Source organism: Vibrio sp. 1159 (genome assembly GCF_033340395.1).
In the GTDB taxonomy this organism is placed as follows: Bacteria; Pseudomonadota; Gammaproteobacteria; order Enterobacterales; family Vibrionaceae; genus Vibrio; species Vibrio alginolyticus.
Map to the genome: position 1 here is coordinate 316800 of NZ_JAWOWL010000002.1, position 17690 is coordinate 334489.

The following is a 17690-nucleotide window of genomic DNA, read 5'->3' on the forward strand; positions in this document are numbered from 1 at the left end:
TTGATCATTGAACAAGTGGCAGTAATCAAATAAAAATCTACATTATCAATACTTTAAATTAGAAAAAAACAGCCAACGTGCGCTGGCTGTTTCGATACAGTTAATGGATGACCCGAGCGTCCCCTTTAAATAACTGAGACAGATCGATAGTGAATATCGTCACTGTCGGACGTTTAGGCAGAGCATTTTCGATCGAAAACTCTGGCCCAGCTGGAACGAGGGGGAAGTGAATAGCAGTCGGCCACGTTGACGAAGCTTCATTACCGCCCGGCTCAGATATTGAGAAAGAAAACGCAGGTAAACGGGTCATAACACTTACCTCAAATGACTGATTAGCGGGCTCAAGCGAGCCCGCTTAGGTTTTGCAATGTTATTGTTATTTTAACGCTTACTTAATCACTAACGATTGATGACGTTAGATATCAAGTTCTTTGTCTTCAACGTGGTTGGTGATCATCGCTTCAGTGGTGATCATCAAGCCAGCAACAGACGCAGCGAATTGAAGCGCTGAGCGTGTTACTTTCGCAGGGTCCAAGATACCCATTTCGATCATGTTGCCGTATTCACCTGTTGCAGCGTTGTAACCGTAATCGGCATCACCCGCTTTGACAGTGTTCGCCACAACAGAAGCTTCGTCACCTGCGTTAGTTGCGATTTGACGAAGAGGCTCTTCCATTGCACGTAGCGCAACTCGGATACCCACGTTTTGGTCATCATTGTCGCCTTTTAGATCCGCCAATTCTTTCGCGATCTTAGTTAGGGCAACACCACCACCAGCAACAATACCTTCTTCAACCGCTGCGCGAGTAGCGTGTAGCGCATCGTCCACGCGATCTTTCTTCTCTTTCATCTCAACTTCGGTTGCAGCGCCGATCTTGATCACCGCTACGCCGCCAGATAGCTTCGCAACACGTTGTTGAAGCTTATCTTTGTCGTATTGAGAAGTGGTTGTTTCGATTTGTTTTTCAATCGAAGCCACACGATCAGCAATCGCGCTTGCTTCTGCTGCGCCACCCACAATGGTTGTTGTGTCTTTGGTAATGGTCACTTTCTTCGCACTACCTAGTTGCTCTAACGTTGCTTTTTCGAGCTCTAGGCCGATTTCTTCAGAGATGACCGTACCAGCAGTTAGTACCGCAATGTCTTCCATCATCGCTTTACGGTTGTCACCAAAGCCAGGCGCTTTCACCGCAGTCGCACGCACGATGCCGCGCATGTTGTTCACAACCAATGTCGCTAGCGCTTCACCTTCGATGTCTTCAGCAATGATCAATAGCGAGCGAGAAGATTTCGCCACTTCTTCTAATACAGGCAATAGCTCGCGGATGCTACTGACTTTTTTGTCCACCAATAGGATGTAAGGGTTGTCTAGCTCTACGCTGCCATTTTCTTGGTTAGTGATGAAGTATGGCGACAAGTAACCGCGGTCAAATTGCATACCTTCAACCACAGACAATTCGTTGTTTAGACCTTGGCCTTCTTCAACCGTAATCACGCCATTGCGACCCACTTTTTCCATCGCTTCTGCAATGATTTCACCGATCGCGCGATCGCTGTTTGCAGAAATGCTACCCACTTGGGTGATGGATTCTTTGTCGCTGCATGGCTTAGACATTTCACGTAGTTTCTCAACCGCCGCTTCAGTGGCTTTGTCGATACCACGTTTTAGGTCCATTGGGTTCATGCCAGAGGCTACCGCTTTAAGACCTTCATTGATGAAAGATTGCGCCAGTACGGTAGCCGTCGTTGTACCGTCCCCCGCTTCATCATTCGCTTTGGACGCCACTTGTTTCACCATTTGTGCGCCCATGTTTTCGAACTTATCTTTCAGTTCGATTTCTTTCGCTACAGACACGCCATCTTTGGTGATGGTTGGCGCGCCGTAAGATTTATCAAGCACAACGTTGCGGCCTTTCGGGCCTAGTGTCACTTTTACTGCGTCCGCCAGTAAGTTCACACCTTTCAGCATTTTTTGACGTGCGTCATTAGCAAATAATACGTCTTTTGCAGCCATGGTTATCTCCTCAAAAAACTACTACAAAAATAATTACTCAACGATTGCTAACACATCAGATTCGGACAGAATTAAGTATTCTGCGCCGTCAATTTTCTCGGTTTTCACGCCGTAACCGTCATTGAAAATGATTTGGTCGCCCACTTTGACTTCCATCGCAGCGCGTTCGCCATTTTCAAGACGTTTACCTAAACCAACAGCAATGACTTTCCCGCGGTTTGATTTTTTCACCGATTGAGAAGTTAAAACGATTCCCCCTTCAGATTTATTTTCCACCTCTTGTCTTTCAACAATTAGCTTGTCATTTAAAGGACGAATTTTCATTTTTAAGTGCCTCCTACTTGGAACCAAAAATAAAAGACAAAATAAACATCAAGATGGATTTGCGAGTCGACAGCTCGCTTTCGATGAAAATAATAAGGTCGAAAAATTAGAGTTCAAGAGGTGAATTTGATAAAAATTTTTTATTAAATTAAATAAAATTTTCTATCGAATTATCGCATTCACAACTACTTAGCATCTCTTTATGATGGAAAATATGCTCAATCAAATCTAGAGTGGTTACGTACTCTTAAAAAGGATAATCAAACAATGAAAAAGGCCGTATCTCTATTTCTTGCAACGTTGTGCGTGAGCTTCCTCTCCCCCAACGTGTCAGCTTCTGAACGCGCTGAACAAGGTTGGCAATTGATTGACGAGGGCGCGATGATTGTCGATGTGCGCACGCCGCAAGAGTTTTCTGAAGGGCATTTGGATAATGCCGTCAACTTCCCTTTATCTGAACTTGATAAACATTTTCAAGACGTCGATAAAGATCAAGCTATCGTGTTGTACTGTCGCAGTGGTAACCGCTCTGGCAAAGCGTATCAATACTTACAATCGCAAGGCTTTACGAATCTGCACAATGCAGGTGGCTTTGAAGAACTACAAGACGCCAAATAGTCGTCTCCGTTCTAATATACAAAGTAAAAGCACAGAGCGCGTCGCAAGCGTATTGTAACGCGCTCTGTTTCTAAATACTTATCTACAACAACTCTATTTTGGCCCTGCATCAAATTGAGTCAGGTTATCCGATATCTCGATCCATGGCGCTTTCGACGCGACAAAAATATGGAAATCAGGCTTGTGAGAAGGTGTGTCATCCAAGATACCAAGGCGAATATTGACGATCCCATTGTTCTTTTTCGAATACAGGCTCGATCCGCAGTGGCGACAAAAGCATAGCATGGTATTTTCGCTTTTCTGATAAGTTTGAATATCTTCTTTCCCTTGGATAATAAGCAGTTTATCCAACGCAATACCACCGGCAGATGAATAGTCAGAACCTGTGAACTTGCGGCATTCAGAGCAATGGCAATTTCCCATGTACTTAAATTCATCTGCCACTTCCAACTTTACCTTGCCGCACAGACATGAGCCTTTTAGTACTTCCATTTGAATTCCTTTTTGTTATGAATCTAATTGAATTAGATGGCTATCTCGACACCATGCCACTGCAATACGAAAAATTAAAGACAGGCAATACAGGTTTTCAAAAATGAAACGAAAATGTAAAACATTCCATTCAGAGGGAAGTGCGCTCGACACGTGAAAAATCGAGCTATTTTAGATACAAAAACACCAAGCAATAACGCTTGGTGTTTACCTCACAGAATGTCGCCTCAGAAAAGGCGCTTTCCGCTGTGCTTAAAAAATGCAGTGTTTAGTAAAGCTGGTCGCTTCGTTTGCAGTCCAGTCACCTTTCGGCTTATCTTTCAGGTTTTCACACCATTGCTCGCTGCCGACACCATCTTGCAGAACACAATGCTTTGCAAAGTCTACCGCGTTGTCTGCTGTCCATTCTGTTTTTGGCTTATCGCGCATGTCGTTACACCAGCCTTCAGTGCCCACTTCATCACTACAAGCGGTCAAAGCAGAAGCCGCCAACATCAGCATGACTAGTTTTTTCATAAATTTAAGGTTCCAGTTGCAAACAATAGTAAAATTAAACTCAATCTCTTCAACACATGCCCATTCAAGTGTCTGAATAAAGGCGTCACTAGCTGAAGTGACTTTTGTATCAACTATAACGAAATTATCAGTCTACGTGTTAAGACACCGAAAAATTATTGAGCGACTCTGTGTAAAGCGCGCCATTCTAAAAGCTATAGGCAGCGCGCTTTTGTTAGCTCACCAACCTTAAAAGAGCCAGTACCAAAGCACGCTAAACGCAGCTCTAATGCCATTTGTTCAAAGTGATCGACGACAGACTGCGTGCTGATCGTCGCAGCTTTTAATACCGCACCAGCTTGCCCAATGAGATTAGCACCCAAATGAATGGCTTTCGCCGCTTCAAGTCCGTTATGAACACCTCCCGAGGCGATCAAGGGTAATGTAGGATGCAGTGCGCGGATTTGAGCCAAACATGTTGCTGTAGGGACACCCCAATCGCGGAAAAGCTCGGCTGCACGCTGCATTTTCGGATTATCTTGGCAATACCCTTCAACCGCACTCCAGCTTGTGCCACCCGCGCCCGCAACGTCAATTGCATCCACACCAGCATCAATTAATCGCTGCGCAACGTGTCCGCTAATACCAAAACCGACTTCTTTGATAATGATAGGAACCTTCACGCGAGATTTAAGCATCTCAATTGCCTGGAAAACACCAACCCAATTGTGGTCGCCATTTTTCTGAAACGCTTCCTGCATTGGATTAACGTGCACAAACAAGGCATCTGCTTGAATCGCCTCAACCGCACGTTGCGCATTATCGAGTTTACCTTTATCGAGCAATTGAGCGGCTCCAAGATTGGAATACAACGGTACTTCTTTCGCCAACTCACGAATGGTTTTACCCAAGCCCGAATGCTGACTTTCTTCTAAGCTAATCCGTTGCGAGCCCACACCCATGGCAATACCTAATTCACTTGCTGCTTCAGCTAGACGACAATTGATCGTTTCTGCGTCTTTTGCTCCGCCAGTCATCGAGCTAATCAAAAACGGTAGCGCTAATTGATGACCAAGAAACTCTGTCGATAAATCGATCGCGTGAAAGTCACATTCTGGCAGCGCACAGTGTTCAAACTCGACAGACTCAAAACCCGCCGTTTTATGCTTCATGCTCATATCATGATGTAAAACAGCATCTAGGTGTAAATCTTTTCGGTTAGTTTGCGGAGCCATAATGTCACCCTAAAGTAAAACAGTCGCGCAGTATTGCGATCCTTATCAGTAACGTCAATGCGAATTTTGTGAATTTGCCGGATTACTTTTCCGAAACGAGTAATGAGTCTCGACTGCCCCTGACATTATAAGAAAAGAAACTCGCTTTCCGTTTTAAACAAGCCGGCAAGTTTCTCTTCAAATTGAGATAATCAGCGTACGATACCCATGATGCAAATGGATCACATTGCTCTGTAGTTTACTTTACGCTGTCCGACAGAATTAGCGACACAACAGTGCTTGTCGTCGTTGGTTCAAACTGTTCGGGATCATCACAGAATTGAATTTTTCCTTTTTCTTCTACATGGAACAGCGGTACAACTGAACTACCTTTGTGATGCGCTAAATAATCTTGATACGTGAAGTTATCGCTCAATTTCGTGTGTTTAACCTCTGCACCACGACTTAACATACTGGCTAGCTGGGTATAGCTTACATTGCCGCCCATCAGCAATTTACCATGGTACTCCTGAGCCACGGAGTGCTTCTCGCTGCCATTGCTGTTGGTTTTCACTTTTTGTAAGCAGTGAACTTTATCTTCCCCGAACTCGTCGACGAATTGCATGCAAGCCATAATGTTGAAATGCTGATCGGGCGTTAATGCAACCACTTGACCTATTCCTATCAAGTTCAAGTTGTCGTCCGCGTGACTAGAAATAGGGTTGCCGTAATAGTAATCCAGTCCCAACATACGAACCTGACTGATGTACTCCCAGTTTGAGTCAGTCATTAATACGCGACGGTCATAACGCGACAACGCCTGCCCTATTTCTCTTGCTACTCGGTTAGCACCAATCAACAAGAAGCCGCGTGGTGCTGGCTCTGCGATGCCCAACGTCAGCGCTACAGGACGTGCCGTCGCACTTTGTAACACGACCGTTCCTATAATCACCATGAAGGTCATAGGGACCAGTAAAATCGCTTCATCAATGCCGTATCCAGTCAATTTGATCGCGAAAAGAGACGAAATCGAAGCAGCAACAATACCGCGCGGTGCAACCCAAGACAAAAACAGCTTATCTTTGAGACGCAAGTTGCTGCGGAAGGTTGAAAGAAAAATCGATAACGGACGCGACACTAACTGCATAAATACAAACAACAATAACGCACCGCTACCTAGCGCAGCAAAATCATCCAGACTGATTCGAGCCGCAAGGAAGATGAACAATCCGGTGATCAGTAAAATGGTTAAATGCTCTTTAAAATGCAGAATTTGCTGAATATTGATGTCTTTAGCGTTTGCGAGCCACATACCCATTACGGTGACGGTTAGTAACCCAGCTTCAGACTCAATGTGGTTAGAGACCGAAAATACACCTAGAACCACCATCAAAACCGCAAATGGCTGCAAATATTCCGGTAGCCAAGAACGACGCATGATCGTCGCAACTGCATAGCCTGAGGCCGCACCTAGCATGACACCGACAGCAATGATCGTCCCAAACACTTCGACGCTATTTATCGCACTGTGAGATACGATAAACTCGTAAACCATCACAACAAAAAGCGCACCGAGCGGGTCAATCAAAATCCCTTCCCATCGCAAAATGTTAGCAAGCATACTGTTAGGTCTTACGGTTCGTAGAAGTGGCACGATGACCGTCGGCCCTGTTACTACGGTTAAGCTGCCGAACAACATGGCAAGCTCCCAAGTAAAGCCGAGGAAATAGTGTGTTGCGATACTGGTCGCTGCCCACGAAATGATCGCCCCGATGGAAACAATGCTCCATACCGAACCACTCACGCCACGAATTTCTTTAAAATTTAAGGTCAAACTGCCTTCAAATAAAATCACTGCCACCGCTAAAGAGACCAACGGAAAGAGCAAATTACCTAATATCTCATCAGGGTTTAACCACTGCATAAATGGCCCGACGATCAGCCCTGCCAACAACAAAAATAAAATCGCTGGCAAACGCAATCGCCAAGCTAACCATTGGCAACCTAAACCAATAACCCCAACCGCTGACAGCACCAGCGCTTCATTACCCACTTGCATCAATAATTACCTGTTTTTGTCTTTTTTCGCGTGAATGCGCTATACCCGAATACATTCAGCCTTACGGTCAAATAGAAACAACCGAACGTGCAAATCAAACGACTGACCTTCGATGACATCGCTACGAAACGCACATGTTTGAAGTCATTTGGCGATCGCATCAGAACTATGAATATAGTTGACCCCCAATGACTTAACGACTCATTTTTGTTCATCAGGTTTTAAAGTGGCACACAAGTGTGCGACTTTGTCGAATTCATCATTACGCATTGAGTTTCATTATGTAGAATGATTTCTAAAGAAAGCGCGGAACCTAGCACTATATGAGGCTAAGGCATAGAGCATGAACTAAGCTTTAGCGTAAGTGCTCAAAGTTAAGAATCGTGTGTCACGCGACGTACGCAAGGAGAAATGGATTGTACGTAATACTAGCACTGTTCATGGCGTGTCTCGCCATCCTCATCGGAGTGAAAGCCGCCAACCGAGCTGCACTTTTAGAAAAAGAACTAGCCAAACTTCGTGAGGAAGTCACATCACTACGAGCCAGTGTCCATGGGGGCTCAAACCAACAAGCGCACCAACAATTCAGCATCGAAAAAGACACACCATCTGTAGCGACGTCACCTCACATAGAATCACCACAGAAAGATGTCTCATCCTCTGGGGAACATGATCCAGCTACCAACCTAGACTTGGACCAGAGCGCTGCGAATCAAGGGTACGCCCAGACAAGAGAAGTGCAACTGGATGTTTTTAGTCAAGAAAATGAGTCATTCCTTCAGAGTAAAGTTCAGAGCCTGCTTAGCAACATTCAAGAAAATTGGTTGGTTTGGGTAGGCGCATTGGCCATGCTGATCGGTGGAGGTTATCTCGTACAGGTGATTGGTAGTCACATCCAGTTTTCGCCATTTATGCGAGTGTCCTTTGCCTTTGTGATCTCATTACTTATGGTGCTTGTTGGCGAGTGGTTTCACCGTAAAGAACAACAGAATCCGCAACGGGCAGCACGAGCCCAAGGCTTTACGTATGTTCCTGCTGCTGTTACCGGTACGGGATTAACGGGCATTTACTGCACCGTCATTTTTGCCTTTGTGGTTTATCAAATGCTAACACCGAGTATCTCGTTGATCATCTTGGCTTCAGCGGCATTTTTCAGTTTAGCATTATCATTGCGACAAGGGCCGTTAATGGCCGTGCTTGGCTTAATTGGTGGCTACACAGCACCACTGTGGATTGGGGGTAATGAACCCAACTACTTCTTGTTTGCCGGATACATCTGCGCAATTTCGTTCGCGGCGACCTTATTGATGCAAAAAGTGCGTAGGGCATGGATTACGCCAAGTATCGCGATTCCACATGTCATTTGGATGTTGCTGTTGATTGAGAGTGTACCAACAGAACGGTTGTTCTCGTGGCTCGCGATTTATCTCTCCATCACTTTGTATCTCATTTTCGCGGTTCCGAGAATGGGTTGGATGCTCAATCCTCGCTTTCGTCACTATCAAAGCAAGTGGACAAACTCGCCGACCGCTACCGCTCTCGCAACTGCTTTATTGACCTTTTCTGCCGTCACCAGAATGCCGGAGCTGAACACTCTACAAATGGCGTACTGTTATACGCTGCTTGTTGCGAGCATCTGGCTACCAGCACTTCGTACAGGCTGGTCATTACGTGTATTTTTGCCATCCATACTCGTCTCGGCAACCGCGCTGATAGTTCTTACCATCGCTTTTGATGCGCTGTATATGGTAGAGCGAGAAGCTAGCATCCTATTCGCATTGGCGGTGAGTATTGCGCTGATCTGCTATCGAACATATTGCCAATCACTTAGTGACCGTTCGCAACTCAGTGGGCTGCTTCTTCTGGTACTGGCTCCCGCGATGAGCTTAATTACGTTGTTTTATATTGACGAATTTATGCAGGGCTACCTGTGGTATTGGACTGCATTCTGCGCATTGATGGCCACTTACTACGTTGTGCTTGGTCAGCGTGCACGTTCGTTGGCATTAGAATGCTCTGCCGTTATGCATGCTTTAATCATAGGTATTGCTTTTGCTTGGTTGAGCGATACTTGGTTAACAACAGCAATCTCAATACAAGTTGCGATAATGGCCTTACAGGCTCAAGTCGGGTTATTTCGACCTGCGAGTTGGGCGATTAAAGTGGCAATGGGAATACTGGTTATCCGACTCACGCTGCTACCTTTCATCCCCGAATGGCAACCGGTAGAAGCTGGGCATTGGGCTTGGGTTCTTGTGAGTTATATGCCTTCTCTCTTCATCTTGTCTTATGCTCGTTCAACACTAAAACAAGTGGACCGAGAACTGACCAACTGGTTTGAAGGGGCGTTTTTACATGTATTCTTAATGGCATTGTTCACCCAAACTAACTACTGGTTAACGGGGCAATATGGTTACTTGGGGCACATCGACTTCACAAGTGCGGCAGTCTTTGCCAATCAAGCATTAGTTATGGGTTTGGTATACAGCTACCGCAGCCAATTTGCGCAACGCTTAAGCCGTATCTACGAAATCTATAGTTACTTGCTTTGGTGCGCGTTCGCTATATTGATTATTTTGCTTAATACGGCAGAATCGCCGTTGGTGACTGATAACGTCTCGGCACAAGCACTTCCCATCTTTAACATGCTGAGTATCGGCTGGCTGTTACCAGCTTGCATCCTGCTTATCGCAACCTTTAAACGCTGGAATACGTTGCAAGTTCATCGATTTGCGATTGCTAGTCTAGGCTTTTTACTTGCAGCCATTTGGTTGGGGATGTCTATCCGTCAATTCTGGCAAACCACATCGATGATGCTGTATCAGCCAACCAGCATGGCAGAGTTGTTCAGTTATTCAGTGGCTGGCTTGCTCGTAGGTGGATTGCTGACTTGGCGCGGCGTGACCCAACAGGGCCTGATGATGCAGCGTGTCGGTCTAGTGGTCCTTGCCTGTGTCGCACTGAAAGTATTCTTATGGGATGTGAGCTCTCTGGATGGGTTCTGGCGAGCAATAAGCTTCTTAGGCTTAGGTGCGTCTTTGATAGCACTTGGATGGCTATTCCAGAAATTGAATCGTTCGGTGGCAAAAGCACTCGAGCCCTAGACGAGTCAAAGAGAGATTCCCGACAGTGCGCTGTTTTCGTTATTGGGGGACGATAACAGTGTAAAGCCGGGAATCATTGGAGTGTTCGTTACTTCAGTAAAGCGACCACGGTATGACGACGCACGTTTGCTTGCGCATTCAATGCCTGAAAAGTTGAAGTAAACTCGCCAGACTTTTGCATGAATCCATCCAGTTTTGCATTCACTTCATTGACTGAAAGCTGTGCGGTTTTGGTTTGGATAGAACGCATTTGAGTATTCAGTTCACCATGAAAAGCTTTCGCTTCCTGCAAGCTCGTTTGAACTTGTTTCAGATGCTGATTTACTTTGGCAATCGTCTGCTTGATGCCGTCGCGTGGGCCTAGATCAAACCCGAGCTCCGCAATACCATCTGGCTCAGACTTTAAGTTCAAAACGTTAGGCTGTCCCGCAGGGAAGCGGTGCCCTTCCCCCGTTACCATCACCTTTTGCTGCATTTGTTGATAAGCGTTGTCTCTGGCTTCAAATAAAATGCTGCCATCATCGGCTAATGAGGCTCGCATTCCTAACGCAATCAAGCTGCGATCCAGCATTTTGACCGTTCGCTCACCGTCTGATTGTCCATCAAACTGAATCATCACCGCTTGACCTTGAGGAAAATCCAAACGGATTTGCTCGGCCTTGTCGCTTAAGCGATGAACATTCAAACCTGGAATAGAAAAGCGACGAATATCCGCTTTATCCAGTTTTAAGTGCAGTTCGTTATTTAGGACTTTCTGGCCATCGAAACGTGCTTGCTCAACGACTTTTTGGATGGTGGCTTTAGAACGAACCAATGTATCCTGCAAACCAGGAACATTTTGTACGCCTTGATTAATAGCTTGCGTCAAACCACGTTTAATTTGCGTGAGCTCTTTGCCAATCACCTGCAGCGATTTGGACGCGATCTGAACCGCCGTGGCTTGCTGCTGACCCTGCGTAAGCTGAATACCAGATACAGAGTAGGCTGACGCAGTGTCAGCCTGAATTTGCGCCGGGCGCGGTTTAATTGCCGTACTTGAGTCTGCAGAACGGGTCGGCATGATAGAGGCTTGTTCTTGTCCACCTAAGCGTATGCTATGGGGTCTAACCTCTACTGTACTCATTACCATAAAAAGAACTTCCTAACCTTATAAACGGTCAAACAGCGACAAACCATCGATCTTCACATAGCTTGCTTGCGTTGCTTGCAAAGCGGCCATGTAATTACTCAATCGTACCGACGCTTCACCATAGTCCAGAGCAGAGAGGTCTCCAGATACTTTGTCAACGAACAGCTTGTTTTCACTGTGCGCGCCACCAACAAGATCTAAGTTGTTGTGTCGACCACCAATCTCAGTCATGGTCCCTAGTACGTTTGAAAAAGTATCGTCGATAGCGCTGATACTCGCCTCAACTTCAGCTCTGAAGTTGGCGGTAGGGCTCTCAAACTCTTTGATCAGCGCATCAATTTGGTTAAGCACGTTATGACCTCCCCCAAGGTCCAATATTTCTTTTGCAGTCATATTGGAATCCATCGTGACACCTTTAGCAATTGTTACTACGCGCTTGTCACTATTACCTTCAATTACGTAGCTGCCGCTCGCTTTACTTACAGCCGCAGTATCCGTTTTAGTACCAGAGAAAAGGTAGTGCCCTTCTTCATCCTGCGCGTTAAAAGACGACTCAATAGAGTCACGGTAACTCTTAAGCTCTGTAATCATACCGCCACGACTTTCGTCAGTAAGAGAGCCGTTCGCACCCCAAAGCGCGATGTCTCGCATGCTTTTTAAGCTTTCTTTGATCGAATCTAAATGGGTTTCTTGACTCGATAGCGTCGTTTTTACGTTTTCAATGTTGTTTTTGTACTGAGCAATCGCACTGGTTTCTCGGTCTAAGTTAAGCAACTTGATCGAAGCCATTGGATCATCAGACAGCTTGGTCAAGCGCTTGCCAGTAGACATCTGTTGCAGAGCTTCGCCTAGTCCCGCGCTATTGCTCTGCAAGCTGTGCAACATCATTTGACTAAATTGATTGTCACTAATTCGCATCTAAACTTTCCTCTTAGAATAACTGCAGAATAGAATCGAGCAGTTGATTTGCTGTGCTGATCACTTTCATGTTGGCATTGTGCGCATTAGCAAACATCATTAGGTTAGCCGCTTCTTCATCGCTGTTTACGGAACTAACATTATCGCGAGCTGCGTGCGCTTGCTTGTTCATGGCTAACTTCGCTTGATAATCAGCGTTAGCTTGGCGTGCTTTAATTGCGGTTTGACCCACCATTGAACTAAAGGCATCGTTCAAGCTTACTGAGCCGTAACCTGATACCGCCACTGGCTTGTTGCTTAACTCGATCAATGATTGCAACGCATCTGCGTTACCAGGTGTTCCATCACTTGAGAACGCAAGCTCATCTGGAGTTAGCTTGGTAATATCCAAACTGGCTGCAGGGTTTGCTGGGTCATAGCTGAACAAAGGTTTACCTGGGTTGCCATTTAAGTCTTTGCCAGTCGCAAGCACGGCGTTGTATTCATCCGCGAGAGCTTTCGCCATGTCATTCAGAGCCAATTGGTTTGGTTTCAACACTTCGGTTTGATAGTCATTAATCGCACCTAATTTGCCACCAAGCGAGTCACCAATCGCAAAACTTTGATTCGAGAACGTGACGTGTAAGTCCGCCAAGTAAGGATCACTCGGGTCAGGAATGGCTTCCAGTTTGCCATGGTCCGTACCCATCACAAGCGGTTGACCAGAGGTTAGTGTGACCTGAACACTGCCGTCATGCTGCTGTGTTGTTTTGATTTCAATGGTTTGAGATAACTCACCGATTAACCTATCTCGTTCATCCATTAACTGTGATGGGTTACCACCTGTACCTTGCATCTCTACCAGTTGCTTGTTCACCTTCGCGATATTTTCCATAAGGCTATTCGCGTGGTTAAGCGCTGCATTACGTTGGTCACTCATGTCTTTATGTTGATTGTATAAAGACTCGGTAAGCGTATTAAAACGGCGGGCCAAAGCTTCAGATTCGTTAATGATCTGCTGGCGGTAAGGTATGGATTCCGGCTTAACGGTCGCATCGTTAAGCGCAGCGTTTAGCGAGTCCAAGCCAGCCGATATACTGAAACCATCGGCACCAAGCGTATTCTCCAGCTGACTCATGTTACTGGTGTATCCAGATGCGTATGCCGCCATACTGTTAGTCGACCACGTTTGCTTAATCAGAAATTGATCAGTAACGCGGCGAATGCTAGTGACTTCTACCCCTAAACCTGGACTTAAGCGATTGGCTTTACCATCATCGACAGATGCCATCAACGCTTGTTGACGACTGTAACCCACGGTATTCACGTTTGCCACGTTTTGCGCGGTTACGTCTAGGGCCACACGGTTCGCGCCTAAACCTGAAAGGGCAATATTAACTAGGTTCATTTACAGCTCCATTTTTCTGATCAACGGCTGAGAAAACGCGGTAGTCATACCGGCCTCACCGAATACCTGTTTAACAGAGGCGACGGCTTGAGAAGCGGTATTAAATAGGCTTGAATTCTTCTCCACCTCTTTAGAATCTACTTGTGAGATAGATTCAGAATTCGAAGCTTTACCATCGTTAGCGGATGAGATGTTGCGCGCAGCATCGAAAGCAACCTCACGCATAGACGGGCTCAGCTGCTGGATGAGCATATTGGCAATGCCTGAGCTCTGTTTCTTTGCTAGTTCCATCGCCAGCTGACCGTCATACATATCACGGAATACCCCTTGTTGCTGACTGGCAAACGGGCTGTCTTTATCAGCAAGAGCATCACTACTGCTGCGCATTTGGCGTAACACCATTTGTAGGAACATTGCCTCAAATTGACCTGCGACGACTTCAAGTGCGCCTTCTTGATCACGACTATGCTTGATGTTAGCCAATGCACTATTGTCGTGATAAAGCATCGAATTTAACTGAGTTTGTTCATTGGTACTGTCTAGCTTCATCCTTAACTCCTTATATCACGACCAATTCAGCGTTCAATGCACCCGCTTCACTCAAAGCTTGCAGGATAGACATCAAGTCTGTAGGCGTGGCACCTAAACTATTTACCGCATTAACTATGGTGTTAAGTTCCGTGCCTGGAGGCCAAATCACCATCTGAGCGAGATCTTCATTCACATCAAGATCCGTTTGGTTAACGACTTTCGTATCGCCATTTGCAAACGCATTAGGCTGACTAACTTGTTGTGATTCAGAAATTCGCACGGTTAAGTTACCGTGACTTACTGCTGCTTCACTCACTTTGACACTCTTACCGATCACCACGGTGCCAGTGCGAGAGTTAAAGACAATACGAGCAGGTTTACGGCCTTCAACGACGCTCATTTCTTCAAGCATCGACATCATGACGACACGCTGCTGTGTATCTTTTGGTGCACGCATATCAATGCGCGCTTTATTGATCGCAACTGCAACGTTAGGTCCAAAAGTGTTGTTAATTTCACGCGCAATATTTTTTGCTGTAGTGAAGCTAGGCTTGCGCAGGTTTAGGGTGATTTCATCACGTTGGTTGAAATCTGTTTTGATTTCTCTCTCTAAAGTCGCACCATTCGGAACGCGACCCGCCGTTGGTGTGTTCACTTCTACTTTGGAGCCACTTCGCCCCTCTGCAGATAAGCCCCCCACAACCACGTTGCCTTGCGCAATCGCGTACACTTCGCCATCAATACCACGTAAAGGCGTTAGCAATAACGTACCACCACGAAGGCTCTTTGCATCACCGATTGAAGACACAACCACATCCAACGTTTGTCCTGGGCCTGCCATTGGATCAACGGACGCTGTCACACTCACAGAAGCCACATTTCGTAGCTTAGGGTTCATACTGTCATCAATTTGAACCCCAAACTGACGTAGCATGTTGGTAATAGATTGAGAGGTAAATTTCACTTGGTTTCGGTCACCTTGGCCGGCTAAGCCAACCACCAAACCATAACCAACCAGCTGGTTTTCTCGAATGCCGCGAACATCGACCAAGTCCATGATCGGAATTTCCGCTTCAGCACGTGAAGTGCCTGGTAGTCCCAAGGTCAACACCAATAGGAGAGACATAAAGAAAGATTGCATTGTCTTCATTAGAAAGGTACCCATGGGCTGTTGAAGAACTGAGTTAGCCACCCGGCTGCGTTGCTGTCAGCTAGCGCTCCGCGACCTGCGTAGGTAATTCTTGCATCAGCAATTCGTTGAGAAGAAACTTGGTTACTGCGGTTAATATCATCCACACGGACGATACCGGTTAGACGAATAAACTCGTCGCCTTGATTCAGACGAAGCCATTTTTCACCGCTGATACGCAATACGCCATTAGGTAATACTTCGTGTACCGTTACCGTAATGGCACCTTGAAGCTTGTTGCCTTGTGAACTTGATGCACTGCCATCGAAGTTACGTTTGCCATCCACGCTAACCCCTAACTCATCGATAGTTTTCGTGCCTATGGTCGGCGCCACAAAGTTAATTGCTGAACTTTTACCGAACTTAGTACCCGCATTTTTACTCGATGAGGTTTCTTCTGATAGTTGAACCGTTAATACATCGCCAACTCGGTAAGCACGACGATCCTGGAACAGGGTCATCGTGTATTGGTGACGATAAAGGCTACCAGATTGGGTTTCCGGCAGCGTGTAATCGAGCGTTGGTGGTGCATATTCCTCAGCATTCGGCTCAGGCGGAATAAATTCCTGACGGCCAGCACATCCCACCAGCAACACGGCGGCTACTGCCCAACTCTTAGAAAGCCATTTCATTGCTTTTTCCTTCATCATCACCAATTTCATACTTACATTGATTGCGAAACAAACTTCAGCATGTCATCTGCAGCAGAGACCACTTTCGCATTCATCTCATACGCACGTTGAGTGGTGATCATGTCGACCATCTCTTCTACTACTTGTACGTTTGACCCTTCCAGTGCACCTTGCTTGATAATGCCGGCACCATCAGCTCCAGCAATCAGCTCATCAGCTGGACCGCTGGCTTCCGTTTCACGAAATAAGTTGCCACCCATGGCCTCTAAGCCTGCTGGATTGATGAATTTTGCAAGTGTAATTTGACCAAGCTGCTGAGGTGTTGGATCGTCTGCTGTTGTTGTAGTCACGGTGCCATCAACACCTACAGAGAAAGAGACCGCATTGTCTGGGATCTGGATTTGAGGCTCTAAAGGCAGGCCCTGACTGTTCACCATTAAGCCTTCTGAGTTTCGATGGAACTGACCATTACGTGTATACATGATCTGTCCGTCCGAGTTTTCTATTTGAAAGAAACCCTGACCCATTACAGCAAGATCCAACTCTTGCGTTGTGTTTTGGGTATTACCTTGAGTGAATACTTTTTGTGTGCCAACAACGCGAACACCGCTACCTAGCTGAATACCACTTGGTAGTTCGTTAACTTGGTCTACTTGAGCGCCTGGTTGACGCTGAATGCTGTAGAAAAGATCTTCAAATACAACTCGGTCACGCTTAAAGCCTACCGTGTTTACGTTTGCTAGGTTGTTAGAAATGGCAGTCATCTTAGTGTCTTGCGCTGCCATGCCTGTCTTACTTACCCATAATGCTGAATGCATTTTTTACTCCTTGCGGGGCGAGACTTAGCTCGCCGCCATTAATTTGTTACCAGCTTTTGCTAGAGTTTCCGCCGTTTTCATCATGCGAACTTGCATTTCAAAGTTGCGCGTCAGCGACATCACACTAACCAATTCATCAATAGCAGATACGTTACTGCCCTCAATGTGCTCAGGAGAGAGTTGCACGGTTTCATCTGCCGCGAATGGCACGCCATCTACGCTGTGCAGCAAGCTATCGCTCTCTTTTTGCAGTTGATTAATTTCCGGTTTAACCAACTTCAAAGTGCCTGCCACAATTTCTGCGCCGCCACCTGGTGGGATCACTGAGACTTGACCACGTTCGCTGATTTCAATCTTTTGATAATCCGGCACAACCAAAGGACCATTGTCACCGAGGACAGGGAACCCATTGATTGTTAGAGCGCCAAAAGTATCGACCTGAATATTGCCTGCACGGGTGTAAGCTTCGTTACCCGCTGGGGTTTCTACAGAGAGATACCCCTCACCCATAACCGCAACGTCCAACGGACGTCCTGTTTTCACAATATCGCCAGCGTCGAAACGTGTTGAAGCAGAGTTGGTCACAACCATAGTGCGACCATCAAAACCTGGGCCTTGCATCTCTACACTACGCACACGCTCCATATCCGCTCGAAAACCCGCAGTATCAGCATTTGATAAGTTGTTTGAACGAACGTGCTGCGCTTTAAGAACTCGGCTGGCACCCGACGTTGCCGTAAATAACAAACTATCCATGCAAAACTCC

General features: G+C 46.2%; 17 protein-coding genes. 2 read left to right on the forward strand and 15 right to left on the reverse strand.

Going from position 1 to position 17690, the window contains the following annotated elements:
* Positions 1-100: 100 nt before the first annotated feature.
* From R7127_RS03180 to R7127_RS03190, 3 genes are all read right to left on the reverse strand, one after another.
* The gene (locus tag R7127_RS03180; RefSeq protein ID WP_005373984.1) at positions 101-310 is read right to left on the reverse strand and encodes a hypothetical protein; all 210 of its coding nucleotides are present in this window, start codon (positions 308-310) and stop codon (positions 101-103) included.
* Between the two features lie 105 nt (positions 311-415).
* On the reverse strand, positions 416-2014 hold the full coding sequence (gene groL, locus R7127_RS03185; protein ID WP_318141777.1) for a chaperonin GroEL: 1599 nt from the start codon (positions 2012-2014) through the stop codon (positions 416-418).
* A gap of 33 nt (positions 2015-2047) precedes the next feature.
* The gene (locus R7127_RS03190) at positions 2048-2338 is read right to left on the reverse strand and encodes a co-chaperone GroES (RefSeq protein WP_005373989.1); all 291 of its coding nucleotides are present in this window, start codon (positions 2336-2338) and stop codon (positions 2048-2050) included.
* A 267-nt stretch (positions 2339-2605) separates the two neighbouring features.
* Between R7127_RS03190 and R7127_RS03195 the strand changes: the two genes are divergently transcribed.
* Complete coding sequence (locus R7127_RS03195) at positions 2606-2956, forward strand: rhodanese-like domain-containing protein (RefSeq protein ID WP_222716450.1); 351 nt, start codon at positions 2606-2608, stop codon at positions 2954-2956.
* A gap of 93 nt (positions 2957-3049) precedes the next feature.
* Here the strand turns inward: R7127_RS03195 and R7127_RS03200 are convergent, their stop codons facing one another.
* The 4 genes from R7127_RS03200 to R7127_RS03215 all read right to left on the reverse strand — a co-directional run bounded on the left by R7127_RS03200 (position 3050) and on the right by R7127_RS03215 (position 7216).
* Positions 3050-3448: a GFA family protein gene (locus tag R7127_RS03200; protein ID WP_064376173.1), complete on the reverse strand. Its 399-nt coding sequence runs from the start codon at positions 3446-3448 to the stop codon at positions 3050-3052.
* A 252-nt stretch (positions 3449-3700) separates the two neighbouring features.
* Positions 3701-3964, reverse strand: coding sequence for a DUF3012 domain-containing protein (locus R7127_RS03205; protein ID WP_005373992.1), 264 nt, complete (start codon positions 3962-3964; stop codon positions 3701-3703).
* A gap of 194 nt (positions 3965-4158) precedes the next feature.
* A complete protein-coding gene (gene fni, locus R7127_RS03210) occupies positions 4159-5178 on the reverse strand; it encodes a type 2 isopentenyl-diphosphate Delta-isomerase (RefSeq protein ID WP_005388695.1) in 1020 nt (339 codons plus the stop codon).
* Between the two features lie 238 nt (positions 5179-5416).
* Positions 5417-7216: a cation:proton antiporter gene (locus R7127_RS03215; protein ID WP_172563710.1), complete on the reverse strand. Its 1800-nt coding sequence runs from the start codon at positions 7214-7216 to the stop codon at positions 5417-5419.
* Positions 7217-7656: 440 nt separating this feature from the next.
* Here R7127_RS03215 and R7127_RS03220 point away from each other — a divergent pair, with 440 nt between their 5' ends.
* Complete coding sequence (locus tag R7127_RS03220; RefSeq protein ID WP_050550084.1) at positions 7657-10320, forward strand: DUF2339 domain-containing protein; 2664 nt, start codon at positions 7657-7659, stop codon at positions 10318-10320.
* Between the two features lie 88 nt (positions 10321-10408).
* Here R7127_RS03220 and R7127_RS03225 read toward each other — a convergent pair whose 3' ends face one another.
* From R7127_RS03225 to flgF, 8 genes are read right to left on the reverse strand one after another with little or no spacing between them, the layout of a single operon-like run.
* On the reverse strand, positions 10409-11449 hold the full coding sequence (locus tag R7127_RS03225; protein WP_033906289.1) for a flagellin: 1041 nt from the start codon (positions 11447-11449) through the stop codon (positions 10409-10411).
* A gap of 18 nt (positions 11450-11467) precedes the next feature.
* Positions 11468-12367, reverse strand: coding sequence for a flagellar hook-associated protein FlgL (gene flgL, locus R7127_RS03230; RefSeq protein WP_005373998.1), 900 nt, complete (start codon positions 12365-12367; stop codon positions 11468-11470).
* Between the two features lie 13 nt (positions 12368-12380).
* Positions 12381-13754 (reverse strand): flagellar hook-associated protein FlgK, encoded by a 1374-nt coding sequence (gene flgK, locus R7127_RS03235; RefSeq protein ID WP_005374000.1) that lies wholly within the window; start codon positions 13752-13754, stop codon positions 12381-12383.
* Positions 13755-14303 carry a rod-binding protein gene (locus tag R7127_RS03240; RefSeq protein WP_005374002.1) on the reverse strand — a complete coding sequence of 183 codons (549 nt, stop codon included), beginning with the start codon at positions 14301-14303 and terminating at the stop codon, positions 13755-13757.
* Between the two features lie 10 nt (positions 14304-14313).
* Complete coding sequence (locus R7127_RS03245; protein WP_086026720.1) at positions 14314-15450, reverse strand: flagellar basal body P-ring protein FlgI; 1137 nt, start codon at positions 15448-15450, stop codon at positions 14314-14316.
* Complete coding sequence (gene flgH / locus R7127_RS03250) at positions 15435-16106, reverse strand: flagellar basal body L-ring protein FlgH (RefSeq protein WP_017635111.1); 672 nt, start codon at positions 16104-16106, stop codon at positions 15435-15437. Before flgH ends, R7127_RS03245 begins: the two co-directional genes overlap by 16 nt.
* 32 nt (positions 16107-16138) lie before the next feature.
* Positions 16139-16924 carry a flagellar basal-body rod protein FlgG gene (flgG, locus tag R7127_RS03255; protein WP_005374008.1) on the reverse strand — a complete coding sequence of 262 codons (786 nt, stop codon included), beginning with the start codon at positions 16922-16924 and terminating at the stop codon, positions 16139-16141.
* Between the two features lie 24 nt (positions 16925-16948).
* On the reverse strand, positions 16949-17680 hold the full coding sequence (gene flgF, locus R7127_RS03260; protein ID WP_005374009.1) for a flagellar basal-body rod protein FlgF: 732 nt from the start codon (positions 17678-17680) through the stop codon (positions 16949-16951).
* Between the last annotated feature and the right edge of the window lie 10 nt (positions 17681-17690).

What these genes read in the sequence shown, in the direction of transcription:
- fni (WP_005388695.1), bottom strand. Translation starts at nt 5,178, where the DNA reads ATGGCTCCGCAAACTAACCGAAAAGATTTACACCTAGATGCTGTTTTA.
- flgG (WP_005374008.1), bottom strand. Translation starts at nt 16,924, where the DNA reads ATGCATTCAGCATTATGGGTAAGTAAGACAGGCATGGCAGCGCAAGAC.
- groL (WP_318141777.1), bottom strand. Translation starts at nt 2,014, where the DNA reads ATGGCTGCAAAAGACGTATTATTTGCTAATGACGCACGTCAAAAAATG.
- R7127_RS03205 (WP_005373992.1), bottom strand. Translation starts at nt 3,964, where the DNA reads ATGAAAAAACTAGTCATGCTGATGTTGGCGGCTTCTGCTTTGACCGCT.
- R7127_RS03245 (WP_086026720.1), bottom strand. Translation starts at nt 15,450, where the DNA reads ATGGGTACCTTTCTAATGAAGACAATGCAATCTTTCTTTATGTCTCTC.
- flgH (WP_017635111.1), bottom strand. Translation starts at nt 16,106, where the DNA reads ATGAAATGGCTTTCTAAGAGTTGGGCAGTAGCCGCCGTGTTGCTGGTG.
- flgF (WP_005374009.1), bottom strand. Translation starts at nt 17,680, where the DNA reads ATGGATAGTTTGTTATTTACGGCAACGTCGGGTGCCAGCCGAGTTCTT.
- flgK (WP_005374000.1), bottom strand. Translation starts at nt 13,754, where the DNA reads ATGAACCTAGTTAATATTGCCCTTTCAGGTTTAGGCGCGAACCGTGTG.
- R7127_RS03220 (WP_050550084.1), top strand. Translation starts at nt 7,657, where the DNA reads ATGGCGTGTCTCGCCATCCTCATCGGAGTGAAAGCCGCCAACCGAGCT.
- R7127_RS03195 (WP_222716450.1), top strand. Translation starts at nt 2,606, where the DNA reads ATGAAAAAGGCCGTATCTCTATTTCTTGCAACGTTGTGCGTGAGCTTC.
- R7127_RS03200 (WP_064376173.1), bottom strand. Translation starts at nt 3,448, where the DNA reads ATGGAAGTACTAAAAGGCTCATGTCTGTGCGGCAAGGTAAAGTTGGAA.
- R7127_RS03215 (WP_172563710.1), bottom strand. Translation starts at nt 7,216, where the DNA reads ATGCAAGTGGGTAATGAAGCGCTGGTGCTGTCAGCGGTTGGGGTTATT.
- flgL (WP_005373998.1), bottom strand. Translation starts at nt 12,367, where the DNA reads ATGCGAATTAGTGACAATCAATTTAGTCAAATGATGTTGCACAGCTTG.
- R7127_RS03240 (WP_005374002.1), bottom strand. Translation starts at nt 14,303, where the DNA reads ATGAAGCTAGACAGTACCAATGAACAAACTCAGTTAAATTCGATGCTT.
- R7127_RS03225 (WP_033906289.1), bottom strand. Translation starts at nt 11,449, where the DNA reads ATGGTAATGAGTACAGTAGAGGTTAGACCCCATAGCATACGCTTAGGT.
- R7127_RS03190 (WP_005373989.1), bottom strand. Translation starts at nt 2,338, where the DNA reads ATGAAAATTCGTCCTTTAAATGACAAGCTAATTGTTGAAAGACAAGAG.
- R7127_RS03180 (WP_005373984.1), bottom strand. Translation starts at nt 310, where the DNA reads ATGACCCGTTTACCTGCGTTTTCTTTCTCAATATCTGAGCCGGGCGGT.